General features: G+C 65.9%; 13 protein-coding genes and 2 pseudogenes. 9 read left to right on the top strand and 6 right to left on the bottom strand.

Annotated elements, in window-relative coordinates; all coding sequences use genetic code 11:
* Window positions 1–461 precede the first annotated feature (461 nt).
* On the top strand, window positions 462–1,319 hold the full coding sequence (locus ABN028_RS05970; protein ID WP_349695905.1) for a MerR family transcriptional regulator: 858 nt from the start codon (window positions 462–464) through the stop codon (window positions 1,317–1,319).
* A 371-nt stretch (window positions 1,320–1,690) separates the two neighbouring features.
* Here ABN028_RS05970 and ABN028_RS05965 read toward each other — a convergent pair whose 3' ends face one another.
* Complete coding sequence (locus tag ABN028_RS05965; protein WP_349695904.1) at window positions 1,691–2,260, bottom strand: GNAT family N-acetyltransferase; 570 nt, start codon at window positions 2,258–2,260, stop codon at window positions 1,691–1,693.
* 390 nt (window positions 2,261–2,650) lie between these two features.
* Between ABN028_RS05965 and ABN028_RS05960 the strand changes: the two genes are divergently transcribed.
* Window positions 2,651–2,773, top strand: coding sequence for a hypothetical protein (locus tag ABN028_RS05960; protein ID WP_349695903.1), 123 nt, complete (start codon window positions 2,651–2,653; stop codon window positions 2,771–2,773).
* Window positions 2,774–2,836: 63 nt separating this feature from the next.
* Here ABN028_RS05960 and ABN028_RS05955 read toward each other — a convergent pair whose 3' ends face one another.
* Complete coding sequence (locus tag ABN028_RS05955) at window positions 2,837–4,078, bottom strand: MFS transporter (protein WP_349695902.1); 1,242 nt, start codon at window positions 4,076–4,078, stop codon at window positions 2,837–2,839.
* 112 nt (window positions 4,079–4,190) lie between these two features.
* Here ABN028_RS05955 and ABN028_RS05950 point away from each other — a divergent pair, with 112 nt between their 5' ends.
* The 4 genes from ABN028_RS05950 to ABN028_RS05935 all read left to right on the top strand — a co-directional run bounded on the left by ABN028_RS05950 (window position 4,191) and on the right by ABN028_RS05935 (window position 5,612).
* On the top strand, window positions 4,191–4,463 hold the full coding sequence (locus tag ABN028_RS05950) for a hypothetical protein (protein WP_349695901.1): 273 nt from the start codon (window positions 4,191–4,193) through the stop codon (window positions 4,461–4,463).
* An 87-nt stretch (window positions 4,464–4,550) separates the two neighbouring features.
* Complete coding sequence (locus ABN028_RS05945) at window positions 4,551–5,078, top strand: IclR family transcriptional regulator domain-containing protein (RefSeq protein WP_502879166.1); 528 nt, start codon at window positions 4,551–4,553, stop codon at window positions 5,076–5,078.
* Between the two features lie 94 nt (window positions 5,079–5,172).
* A complete protein-coding gene (locus tag ABN028_RS05940) occupies window positions 5,173–5,466 on the top strand; it encodes a YybH family protein (protein ID WP_349695899.1) in 294 nt (97 codons plus the stop codon).
* Window positions 5,467–5,489: 23 nt separating this feature from the next.
* Window positions 5,490–5,612: a nuclear transport factor 2 family protein gene (locus ABN028_RS05935; protein ID WP_349695898.1), complete on the top strand. Its 123-nt coding sequence runs from the start codon at window positions 5,490–5,492 to the stop codon at window positions 5,610–5,612.
* 347 nt (window positions 5,613–5,959) lie between these two features.
* On the opposite strand, the gene ABN028_RS05930 is transcribed toward ABN028_RS05935, so the two are convergent.
* From ABN028_RS05930 to ABN028_RS05915, 4 genes are all read right to left on the bottom strand, one after another.
* Entirely contained in the window at window positions 5,960–6,553 is a 594-nt protein-coding gene (locus tag ABN028_RS05930) for a recombinase family protein (RefSeq protein ID WP_349695897.1), read from the bottom strand.
* Window positions 6,554–6,694: 141 nt separating this feature from the next.
* Window positions 6,695–7,273, bottom strand: coding sequence for a choice-of-anchor P family protein (locus ABN028_RS05925; RefSeq protein ID WP_349695896.1), 579 nt, complete (start codon window positions 7,271–7,273; stop codon window positions 6,695–6,697).
* A gap of 24 nt (window positions 7,274–7,297) precedes the next feature.
* A complete protein-coding gene (locus tag ABN028_RS05920) occupies window positions 7,298–8,125 on the bottom strand; it encodes a class I SAM-dependent methyltransferase (protein ID WP_349695895.1) in 828 nt (275 codons plus the stop codon).
* A gap of 117 nt (window positions 8,126–8,242) precedes the next feature.
* Complete coding sequence (locus ABN028_RS05915; RefSeq protein WP_349695894.1) at window positions 8,243–9,445, bottom strand: IS110 family RNA-guided transposase; 1,203 nt, start codon at window positions 9,443–9,445, stop codon at window positions 8,243–8,245.
* A gap of 259 nt (window positions 9,446–9,704) precedes the next feature.
* Between ABN028_RS05915 and ABN028_RS05910 the strand changes: the two are divergent.
* From ABN028_RS05910 to ABN028_RS05900, 3 genes and pseudogenes are all read left to right on the top strand, one after another.
* A pseudogene (locus ABN028_RS05910) lies at window positions 9,705–9,995 on the top strand (IS30 family transposase); the annotation flags it as partial.
* A gap of 249 nt (window positions 9,996–10,244) precedes the next feature.
* Window positions 10,245–11,303 (top strand): IS110 family RNA-guided transposase, encoded by a 1,059-nt coding sequence (locus ABN028_RS05905; protein WP_349695892.1) that lies wholly within the window; start codon window positions 10,245–10,247, stop codon window positions 11,301–11,303.
* A pseudogene (locus ABN028_RS05900) lies at window positions 11,304–11,474 on the top strand (IS30 family transposase); the annotation flags it as partial.
* Window positions 11,475–11,849: the final 375 nt, after the last annotated feature.

Genomic DNA, 11,849 nt, shown 5'->3' with positions numbered 1-11,849 from the left:
GATCGCACCCACGAACCAAGAACGTCCCGATCACCGTCATGCAACACCAACGCCGCAGCAGGAGGATGAGCCATACCAGCATCCTCCCAGGAACAACCGTCCAATCATTAACGCCACGCCGTACTAGGGCGCCGATGTCGCTAGGCAGCCCGTCGAAGAGCTCCTGGTGGCGGCCGGGGGAGGTCATTCCGCCCGGTTTCCGGTAGAAGTCAAGTGTTGCTGGGTCCGTGGTTAGCAGGGTGGTCTCCGTTCCGTGAGCGGCTAGCGGTTGGGCCCAAAGCTCGCCCTTGCCCCAAGGGGAGGGTCAAGCAGTCGATGCGTACGCGCTGGTCAACCGCTGTGCTCTCGGTGGCGACGACCGGTGCTCGGTCCGATCCGGAGGGCCAGATCCCGCCGACCGGATGTGCCGGGATGACCACCGCGTTGGACGGGATTGTGGGGTCTCGGCGAAGATGAGCGGGGTGAGCGAACGGGCGAGTTGGACCGCTGACAGGTCTGCCGACGAACGTCTCACCATCGGAGCGTTCGCCCGCCGGTCAGGGTTGTCGATGAGGGCGTTACGGCTGTATGACCGGTGCGGGCTTCTCAAGCCCGCCGACGTCGACCCCAGCAACGGGTACCGCCGCTACCACTCCAGCCAACTTTTCACGGCACGGCTGATCGAGATGTTGCGCTGGCTCGACATGCCGCTCACCGACATCGCGGAGATCGTGTCCGCACCAGGCGACGGCGGTGCGGAGATTCTCCAGTCCTATTGGGACCGGGTCGAACGGCGCATCGCGGGTCAACGCGAGCTCGTGAAGCTCCTCCGGACCAGCCTCCTCGGGGGCGAAAGACGCTTCGCGCAGTACGAGGTCCGCGTGCGCGACGTGGCCGACCAGCTCGTAATCACTGAGCGCACCCGCGTGCGGCGAGAGGAGCTTAAGGACTGGGCGAACGAGGTGAAACAGCGGCTGACGAGCTCGGCACGGGCGTACGGGGGTCCGAGCGCGGACCTGTTCATGGTCTTCCATGGGCCCGTCACCAAAGACAGCGACGGACCCGTTGAAGTGTGCGTGCCGATCCTCTCCACCCCCGCTGCCCACGATGATGTGGTGACTCGTCGCGAACCCGCCCACCGCGAGGCGTACACAACCATCACCAAAGCCCAGTTCGACCTGCCACTGATCCTGTCCGCCTACGAATCCGTCCAGCAATGGATCAACGACCATGAACTGATCCGGACAGGACCCGGCCGCGAGGTCTACATCACCGACGTGGACATCAACGATGCTGATCTCGACGACCACGTGTGTGACGTGGCATACCCGGTCGAGTGAGTCCGGCGGGTAGGTCCGGAGGCGTCCGTAAGCGACCGACACCGGGCATTCGTCACGGCCTTGGCGAGCTCCCGGCGTGTCAGCTGAGCCAGCGACACAACCCCCGAAACTTGGCGACCCGAGTATGTCCGCCAGAGGATCCGCATCTGAGACAGCCTGATCACCGGTGGTGACGCCCGCGATCGGGCGATGAACCGTCTCGCAGCGGTTCCCCTACCGAACACCCCGGCCGTTGCCGAATGGCCCTGTCGGTCTCGAACTCGCCAGACGCGACGCTGGTGCCATTGACGATGCACTCGAGGCAGCGACAGGTCCATATGAACTCGACCGGCCACCTGACCCAGCCATTCCAACGCCCAGCTCGGCTGTCACTACAGGGTGACAGGTCGCGGATCGGTTTCGAGGATCGCGTAGCTGAGGGTGTCCCGCCACGTACCGTCGACCAGCATGTGGTCCCTGACACGTCCCTCGTAGCTCATACCAGCCTTCTCCAGCACACGCTGAGAGGCAATGTTGTCCGGATGCGCTGTCGCCTCGACTCGATGCAGGCCGAGGCACCCGAACCCGAAATCCAGCAACAGACCAGCGATCTCGGTACCCAGCCCCTTGGACCACCAGTCAGGGTTCACGACATAGCCGATGTCACCCCGCCGATGATGCGCATCCCGTACCGAGATCCGCCCACCACCAACGAGCCGGCCTCCCTCACTAGTCGAGTCGGAGGTGACGGCGGCAAGGTCGTAAGTCGATCGCCCGTCCGCCTTCGCCGACACCACCAACGCCGACAGGCGCTCCTTCGTCTCCTCAATATCGGCCTGGGTGTCCCAGGGGACATACGCCGACACGACTGGGTTCGATACGTAGCAGAACACCGCCGACGCGTCGTCCAAGCGCCACTCGCGAAGCTCGATGCGCGGCCCGACAACAGTCATCGGGAACATGACCCCCGACGCTACCGACGGCTTTGACATGAGCAAGCTCCCCTCGGCCGCCAAGACGATGGTCAATTGGCCGAACACGGACCGGAGTCGCCCACGCACGCAGCCAAGCCGCCAGCCAACTCGCGACAAACGTCTCGGGAAGAGAGACCGGCAGGCCCGGGCGTTCGGCCTCAATTCGGCAGTTCCGGATTGTGATCGGTCGTCGTCCCCCGCGCACGTCCGGTCAATCAGCTTGATCGAGCCTGGGGCGCCGTACCACTGGGCGCGGACATCAACCGGGGACGTCGGTTCGCGGGTCCGGAAGGGCCGAAACCGTCGGGTGTCTTCGGCGAAGCTGTTCCCTTGGCCGCGGTCGCCCGTCACAGCGAGATGACGCGCGAGGACCGGTCGGTGTACACCGTCGATCCAGGGAACGCGGATTCGGTACTGGCGCTGCTCGCGTTGAAGATGCGGATCCTCGAGATCAGGAAGGGTCGCGCCCCGGCGATCATCAGTCGGCGACCACTGCGGTGATCCTCAAGCCGTCCGCTGAGGGTTCCTCTAGCGAGCGGACGTCGAGCAGGGACGCTCTGCTGATCATTTGTCCGGCTTTTTGTGGCATCTCGGCGGTTGGTCGGGTCTTTGGCGTTGGATTGGTTTTCCGGATCGGGTCAGGAGGGCAAGGGTTGCGCCGGCGGCTGAGGAGAGGGCCGGGATGGCGAATCCCCAGTGGACGCCGAGGGTGTCGGCTGTGTATCCGGCGGCGGTTTGCCCTGCGGCGAGGCCCAATGCGATGGCTGAGGCGAGCCAAGTGAAGGTCTGGGTGAGGGTGCGGCGGTCGGACAGTTGCTCGGCCAGGGTGTTACCTGCGATGAGGGCTGGTGCGATCGCAAGGCCTGGCAGTGCGACTGCTATGGCTTGCATTGGCTGTCCTGTGACGACGAGGAGTGGGAGGTAGAGGATGGTCAGCGCTGCCAGTGCGCAGACGAGTCGGGTGTGTACACCTACCCGCCAGGTGACGGCGCCGTAGGCTACTCCGGCGAGCATGCTGAGCAGGCTGAACGCGCTGTACATCGGGCCGGCGAGTGCGGCGTCGCCGGACTGGATGGCAGCGGCTGTCACCGTTACCTGCATGGCCCCGAAGAGCAGCCCGATCGTGACGAAGACGCCGAGCAGCGGCAGGAGCCCGGGCATGCGGAGAACACCTTGCGGCCGTGGCCCACTCCCGGCGCATGATGGTGGGGGTGCTGTCGAGCGTTCGAGGGCGAACGGGATGCCTGAGGCTAGGAGGAGAACGACTGCGGCGAGCGGTCCGACGGTCGGGTGCACGAGCGCACTGAGGGTTCCGACCAGAGCGGGGCCGAGGATGAAGGGAACTTCGTCGGTCAAGGACTCAAGAGCAAATGCCGTGGATAGTTGCGGCGATCCGGCATGGACGTAGGACCAGCGTGCCCGGCTCAGTGCTGGGAATTGCGGTCCGCACGCCGCGGCGACCGCGGCAATGCCAGCCAAGATGACGAGCGAGGCGTGAGCCGATGCCGCCGCAACCAACGTCACGGTCGCGGCACCGTTGAGCGCCAGGAGCAGTGGCACTGTCCGCGGTTGACCGAAGGTGTCAATGAGTCGAGCAACATGCGGGCCGATCACGGCTCCAGCGAGTGCGTAGGCGCCGGCAACAACCCCGGCCGCGGCATAGGAGCCGGTGGCCCAGTGGATCAACCACACCATGCCGAGGCCGAGCATTGCCCCGCCCAGTCGTGGTGCCACCGACCAGACATAGAACCGCCAGGCGCCCTTCGCTCGGAGGACCGCTGCATATGGCGTGGCCACTGACCTCATCTGCGTCAACATGACATCATGTTGACGTCACCATGACGTCGCAGTCAAGATCTGTCCTTGCGAGCTTGACGAGACTGATCAGGCTGGGCCCTCCCTGGGAGGAGGACCGCACGTGAAGGCGGCCGTCACGCATCCGGCGTACATGATCGCCTTCGATTGCCTCGAGTCGAAAAGCGCGGGAGATCTGCGTCGCCGGCCGTTGCGGGTGCGCCGGCGGGAGCTCGAGCGGCTACTCGCGCGCGTCCCGCCCGATTCGCATCTGGCACTCGGGATGCAGACCACCGACGAAGACGTCGCGATGAGCTGGTACCAGGACTGGCCGCTGTCGCCGGCGTCGACGGGCTGGTCATCAAGCTCCGTGCCAGCAGCTCTCCGTCGAGGCTGAAACAGCCAACCCTGGACTGCGAACCGCCCGAATCGACCGCAAACGGGTTCCAGCTCGTCGCAGGACGCGTCACCGTCGGCGCCGTCGCTGCCGGAGGTCGCCGAGCCGCACATGGAGGAGCTCGTCGCAGAGGTGCACGAGTCCTGCTCTGTGTCGGTGCTCGACGGCGACGAGGTGGTCTACGTCGCCCGGGTGCCGACCAAGCGGATCATGACGGTGGCGATCAGCGTGGGCACGCGATTTCCGGCGTACGCCACCTCGATGGTGCGCGTGCTGCTCGCCCACCAGCCGGCCGAGTGGCCGGACGACTATCTCGAGAACGCCGAGCTCAAGCCGATCACCCGGCGTACCATCACCGACCCGGTGAAGCTGCGGCACACCCTGGCCCGGATCCGCAACCAGGGCTTCGCCGTGGTGGACCAGGAGCTGGAGGAAGGCCTGCGTTCGATGGCGGTGCCGCCGCACGACCCGGACGGGAAAGTCGTGGCGGCTATGAACGTCTCCGCCCGCGGGAGCTGCGGCAGTGCCGACGCTATCCGCCGGGAGCTGCTGCCTCCGCTCCAAGCCGCCGCCCGCAAGATCGAGGCCGACCTCGGCGCCCGCCCCGCAAAGTAGATGTACCCGGCCGCGACGCCTATACATTCCAGCCGGCTGTCTCGTCGTACTGGTGAGAAGAAAATCGACAGTCGACGAAAGGGTCGGTCTCACCATGCCTACACGACGCGAGCTGGACGAAGCCGAGATTCGGGCGCATTACGACACTCTGATCAAAGGGCTCCGCGCCAAGGATCTCGAGGCGCTGAAGTCGCTCTACGGAGCGGACATCGTCTCGTTCGACATCGAACCGCCGCTCCAGCACGTTGGCGTTGAGGCGAAGCTGAAGAACTGGGAGGGCGCGTTCGCGACCTTCCAGAGCATCGATTACGAGATTCGCGACCTCGAGATCACCGTCGGCGATGAGGTGGCGTTCGCGTACAGCTTCAGTCGGCTCAGCGGGACCTGAAGAACGGACAGGCGATCAGTGGCGTGTGGGTCCGGTACACCGGCGGCCTCCGCAAGATCGACGGCCAGTGGCTGATCGTCCACGATCAGGTCTCGGTTCCTACCGATTTCGCGGACGGTAAAGCGTTGCTCGACCTCGAGCCCTGACGAGCTGCCCAGTAGCGTGGCACCGAGTGGGGTCGAGCTCCACCTCGGCCACCACGGCGTTCCCGTTCAGGGTGCGTCGATCCGCTTGCGGAGCGGCCAGGTCGCGGCACTCGTCGGGCCGAACCGCAGCGGCAAAGTCCACCGACCCGTACGCCATCTGAGACAACGGCAGCCCTAAAAGGTGAGTCCCACCTTCAACACGGCCCGCGGGGAACATCGGACCGGGATCCGGCGCTGACGGCTGTCAGCCGCCGAGGGCAGGAGGCCCGATGAGGTGTCGGTGGCGGTGGGCTGGTGTTGGTAAAGGAAGGAACGCGTCACCCGGGGCGAAGTAACCGGCGGGTAGGTCAAGTGCGTTGAGTGGCGCAGGGCCGTACGCCGACGGTGTTCTTGTCGAGGTGGCCGTAGAGGGTGCCGCGTTTGACGGCGAACATGTCGGCGATCTGTTGAACGGTTTTCTCGCCGCCGTCGTAGAGCTGTTGGGCCAGCTCGGCCTGCTGTGTGGTGAGTTTTGGGCGGCGGCCGCCGTTGCGGCCGCGGGCCCGGGCTGCGGCGAGGCCGTCGCGGGTGTTGGCGACGATGAGTTCGCGTTGGAGTTCGGCGAGGACCGACAGCATGCCGAACATGGCGCGGCCTTCGGCGGTAGCGGTGTCGATGCCTTGTTCGACGACGTGCAGTCCGACACCGCGGTCGCGGAGTTCGGCGCCGAGGGTGACCAGGTGGAGGACGGATCGGCCGAGCCGGTCCAGTCGGGTCACAACCAACGTGTCACCGGCGCGCAGCAGCTTGAGGGCCAGATCCAGCATGGGGCGGGACGACTTGGCACCGCTGGCGGTGTCGATGTGGATGTCGGCCGGGGCCACTCCTGCCCGCTGTAGGGCGTCGATTTGGTGGGCGGGGTTCTGGTCGGCGGTGGAGACCCGTCCGTATCCGATGAGCATGTGCCGGAATCTAGTGTGCGGCGGGGTTTGTCGACGTTGATTTCTGACGCGTGTTGCCGACACTGCCCACCTGCGGCAATGCGCCCCGGCCGGTGTGTGTCGGTTATCGGTCGTTTGTCGACACAGAGACCGTGCCCAAGCTCAGCTCGCGCAGTTGTGAACGTCGCTGGTGGCTGAGGCGACGACGATGTCTGTGTCGCCACCAGCTGCGGTCAGGTGCAGGGCGTTGACGGTGAGTCCGTGGTCGGCCTTCGCAACGGGTTTCTGCTCATTGATTACGAGTCGGGCGAGGCCGGGCAGGTCGATCTCGGCATTCACCTCGGTCCCGACCGGGACTCGTCGCCCGCCGATGTAAAGCTCGACGTCTGCGCTACCGGTAGCGGATCCGCCAGATCCACAGGTGCTGGTAGATCTGGCGGTCGCCCCACGCACGTCGATCACGGGAAGCCCTGGGAGGCCGATCCTTGTCCGCTCGACTGTCGCGGTCGACGTTGACGTGCCCGGTGCCAGCGTTGTCGTGACCTTCGGACACACCACGCCGGCAGTCAGCAGGACGCCTGCCTCAATTTCGGCAATACACGGGGTAGTGCTGGCGAACGCACGAGCCGTCCGGAGCGACCCGGTATCAGGTGTCGGAGAGACTTCCACTAGCGGCACCAAGGGCAACCCGACCTTCCCTGTCAGCCCGTATGCCCGGCCGGTGTAGTACTCCAACAACACGGTCGCCGACCGAAGCTCACGCGGTTACTGCCGGATCGCCGTGACGAGGAAGGTTTCGAAGTTCATCGTGAACGAGCCACCGAAGTCATCGATAGCCGCTCCGATGCCTTCGAACAGCCGCTCTTGGACGGCTGGGTCGAGCGCGGTGTGGTCGCTGCGTGAGAGAAGCTGCTCCAGCCAGTGGTCCCTCTGGAACGTCTGCGTCCACGGGAACCACTTCTCCGTCGGGACATCGAAGTCGGGTACCGCGGCGATCGCGTCGGAGGTCAACCCGGACCGCCGGTCCGTTGACCGGTTCGCCGCGTAACCCCTGAAGACGGTGTGCACGCGGCTCGGCAGCACGCTGGCGTACACCTCGGCGAGAGCATCAGCCAGGTCGTCGGGGTGAGATCCGGCATTCCAGATCAGGCAGAGGCGCCCGCCGGGCCGCAGCACCGAAGCTGCCTTGGCGGTCGCAACGGCGCGGTCGAGCCAATGCCACGCCTGCGCCGAGATAACCCGGTCGAACCTGCGACCAGCAGGCTCCCAATCCTCGAAGGGACCGACTTCTACGTCGATCCCGTGGCCGCGAGCGATCTCCGCCATCCTCGGAGCCATTTCCACGCCTAGGACCTTGGCGCCCCGCCCGGCCATCAGCCTCGAAGCGATCCCCGTGCCACAGCCAACGTCGAGAACGTGCAGGTCTTCCGGCTTCGAACCGAGCAGGTCATCGATCAGGGCGTCGGGATACGTCGGCCGGTACCGGTCGTAGCGCTCTGCTTCCCGATCGAACAACCTCGAACGATCCAACGCCCGGCGGCGGCGTTCGTCCTGCGCCGACGCGACCAGGCCCTCATCGCTGTCGCCAACCACGATGTCGTCCTTTCGATAGCGTAAGAACCGGATCCCAGACATGGTCAACATCTCCGAACGGCCTGCCGAGGCGGCCGATCGTGCGGTGCCGGGGCATTGGGAATCTCAATGCTGTTGTCAAGCGGCCGGTGTGAGTGGAGGCTGGGTGGGTTCCTGGTAGGTGGTGCGGTCGCGGAGCATCGCCCAGATCGTGTTGATGCGTCGTCTGGCGAGGGCGATGAGGGCCTGCTTGTGGGACTTGCCTTCGGAACGTTTGCGTTCGTAGAACGCCCGCGACGCTGGACTGCTCTTCAGACTCGAGAGCGCAGCGAGGTAGCAGGTTCTCATCAGGCGCCGGTTGAAGCGTCGGGGCCGATGGTGGTTGCCGCTGATCCTGCCCGAGTCTCGTGGCGCTGGCGCGAGGCCGGCGACGCTGGCGAGCCGGTCGACGGTTTCGAACGCGGTCAGGTCGCCACCCGTGTTGGCCAGGAACGTGGCGGCCAGCACGATGGCGAAGCCGGGCACGCTCAACAGGATCGGCGCGTCGGGATGCTGGGTGAACCGCTCCTCGATTTCCTGGTCCAGCTGGGCGATGTCGGCGTCGATCGCCATGATCTGCTCAGCCAGTCGTGCGACGAGATGGGAACCCGTGGCTTGGGTGGCCAGCACTGTGTGTTGGGCACGTGCGGCTTCCACGGCCTTGGCCGCGATGGCGGCGGCGTTGCGGGCGCCGCGCTTCTTGAGCCATGCCGCGAGCCGTGCGGCGCCGATGCGTCGGATCGCGTCCGGGGTCTGATGGCCGGCCACGAGGATCAGCGGCGCTTTCTTGGAGTAGTCGAAGGCGGCTTCCAACGCGGGGAAGTACTCCAGCATCGTGGCCCGCAGCCGGTTGATCGCGCGGACGCGGTCGAAGGTCAGGTCCGTGCGTCGAGCGGTCAGCAGCCGTAGATCTGTGCTGATCTGGTCGCCACCGCGCACCGGCTGCAGATCGGTGCGCATGCGGGCCTGGTCTGCGATGATGCGTGCGTCCTTGGCGTCAGTCTTGCCGTCACCCCGGTAAGTCGCTGCGGCGTGGTGAACGACCCGGCCCGGGATGTAGAGCAGCTGCTGACCGTGCCCGGCGAGCAGCGCAATGAGCAGTGCTGCGCCACCGCTGTTCAGGTCGGTTGCCCAGACCACCTCCTCCCCGTCGGCCGCCTTCAGCACTGCCGCGATCAGTTCGAGCAGCGCCGTCTCGTCGTTGGCGACCCGTTGGGACAGCAGCACACGCCCCGCGCCGTCGATCACGACGCAGTGGTGCGCCCGCTTGCCCGAGTCGATCCCTGCCCACACCCGTGTCATCTGGCTCCTCACGTCGCGACTATCGAACGGATCTCCTTGAACGGCAGCCACGCCGGCACGTCCTTACCCAACGATCTGTACGCGCGAGTCTCAATGAGCGGTCGAGCCACCAGCAGGACAGGCGGGCGGCCATTCCCAGTGAGCCGTCACCGACCGATCCGACCGCCGGTGCGGCAGGGAGATCTCAGCCATACCCGCCTGCCCAAGGAGAGCGATTAGGACCCTACGACGTCCCGAGATCGCTGCCCTGAAACGTAAGGAGGGGGATTTGATCATTGGCAAGAACAACGCCACTGCGATCGGCACCCTCGTCGAGCGGACCACCGGGTACGTGCTGCTACTGCACCTGCCCGACGGGTACAAGCCTGAGCAGGTCGCGCCGGCGTTGGCCGCGAAGATCCAAACCGTTCCTGCGCTGCTGCGTCGTTCGCTGACCTGGGACCAGGGCGCGGAGATGCGGGATTGGAAACAGGTCGCCATCGCAGCTGACATCCAGATTTTCTTCTGTGACCCGTACAAGCCGTGGCAGCGCGGTACGAACGAGAACACCTATTGGTGCAAACTTGGCGGGCCGGGTTCGTTCGACGGGAGGTACTCGGCGGGACCGCCGGGTGACTCGGAGAACACGTGCCGGAAGGCTTTCCGTTGATATGTCCACGGCGGTCTACAGGGCGAGAGCCCTGGCCGGGAGTGACTTGATAGAAGCCTGCTGAGCCGTCAACTCGCAATAGGTCTGTCCCCTGGCCAGGGCCCTCGCGTCTGTCCCGTCATCCGCGGCAGCAGACAAGAGGACAACTTGATGGTGACAGTTGGGATCGACCCGCACAAGCACGTCCACGTCGCAGTGGCGGTCGGCGCAGATGGCAGGCGGGTCAGCCGACCGCTGACCGTCAAGAACGACGCGGCCATGATCGGCGTGCTGCTCAAGTGGATCCGCTCGGTCGCCGACGGCGCTCCGGTCACCTGGGCCATCGAGGACGGCCGCGGTTTCGCCCGCCGGCTGGCCGACGGACTGCTGCTGGCCGGCCACGAAGTGCTCTGGGTTCCCACCCGGCTGATGGCCGCCCACCGCAAGCTGCACGCCGCTACCGGCTCGAAATCTGATCCCATCGACGCCGCCGCAGTCGCCCATGCCGCCATCGCCACTCCCGGCCTGGAGCGGCACCGCATCGACGTGCAGGTGCGCGAGCTGCGCGTCCTGGTCGACTTGCGGGCCGACCTTGTCAGGCGCCGCACAATGGTGATCAACCAGGTCAAGGCATGCACCCATCTCTGGCTCGATCACACCCCGGGCGACCTCACCCGCGCTCCCGGCCTGGCCTCGGCGACGACACTCTTGCGCGCATCGCAGATGAGCGGGCACGTCCGTCGGGCGCTGGCCGAGATGCTCAGCGAGACAGCCGGTCTCAACCAGCGCATCCGCGACCTCGAGACCACGATCCGGGACCTCGTCAGCCCACTGGCGCCCGCCCTGCTGGAGATCACCGGGATCAGCCATATCTCCGCGGCGGTCCTCCTCGCCGAGATCGGCGACATCACCCGCTTCACAACCTCGGCCAAGCTCGCCCGCTACACCGGATGCGCCCCGATCCCCGTTTACTCCTCCGACAACCAACGCCACCGCCTTCACCGAGGCGGCAACCGACGGTTGAACAGCGTGCTCTACACCGCAGCAATCGTCCAGAAACGTTTCCATCCCGACGCGCACGAACTACTCGCCCGCCACGAACCCACCAAGGGCGCCCGCGGCGCCCGACGCATACTCCAACGCCACCTGATCGACGTCATCCACCGCGCCATGACCCAAGACCGAGCGTCCTGGAAGCACCACATCACCCAACACCAGCTGGCTGCTTGACATAGAAGCGTCAACGGCCTGCTACGTCAGTACTTTCCCAAGGGGACCGACCTGTCCGTGCACAGCCAGGCGGACCTGGACTGGGTCGCCGCCGAACTGAACGACCGGCCCCGCAAGAGACACGACTACGCCAAGCCCGACGAACTCATCGGCCCGCTGCTCCAGGCATAACGGGCGGGGGGCGGTGGTGCGCCACACCGGGAGTGGCCGCCCGATAGCCAGCCGATCAAAAAGGGGGCAAGGGCTCGCCGTCAAGGGTGGGGCGCAGCCCCATCGCGCCAGCGACGCCGCAAGGCGCCCTTGACGGCCAGACCTTCCCCTCATCCTCCCCGATCGGGCGGCCACGACCTTCTCCTTCACGCCACTGCGACCCGGCCATTCCGTTTCCGTTCGCTACGCTCACCCCAACAAACAGCCGTGTTGCGACCACCGCCAGAATCCGCCGATCCCTATCCGTACGTGGGTGGTTCGGCCATCGAGACGTTGTGCCCGGGTGACGGGAGCTGGCTCGCGGGATCGTGCGGGGCTCCATGATTTTGCGAGTGT

The sequence above is a fragment of the Actinopolymorpha sp. B17G11 genome, assembly GCF_040196095.1.
Classification (GTDB): domain Bacteria; phylum Actinomycetota; class Actinomycetes; order Propionibacteriales; family Actinopolymorphaceae; genus Thermasporomyces.
This window is presented reverse-complemented; position numbering and strand designations above follow the sequence as displayed.

Excerpts from the sequence above, each read along its gene's own strand:
- ABN028_RS05940 (WP_349695899.1), top strand. The coding sequence starts at position 5,173 with ATGCCTACACGACGCGAGCTGGACGAAGCCGAGATTCGGGCGCATTAC.
- ABN028_RS05965 (WP_349695904.1), bottom strand. The coding sequence starts at position 2,260 with ATGTTCCCGATGACTGTTGTCGGGCCGCGCATCGAGCTTCGCGAGTGG.
- ABN028_RS05915 (WP_349695894.1), bottom strand. The coding sequence starts at position 9,445 with ATGACACGGGTGTGGGCAGGGATCGACTCGGGCAAGCGGGCGCACCAC.
- ABN028_RS05955 (WP_349695902.1), bottom strand. The coding sequence starts at position 4,078 with ATGAGGTCAGTGGCCACGCCATATGCAGCGGTCCTCCGAGCGAAGGGC.
- ABN028_RS05905 (WP_349695892.1), top strand. The coding sequence starts at position 10,245 with ATGGTGACAGTTGGGATCGACCCGCACAAGCACGTCCACGTCGCAGTG.
- ABN028_RS05930 (WP_349695897.1), bottom strand. The coding sequence starts at position 6,553 with ATGCTCATCGGATACGGACGGGTCTCCACCGCCGACCAGAACCCCGCC.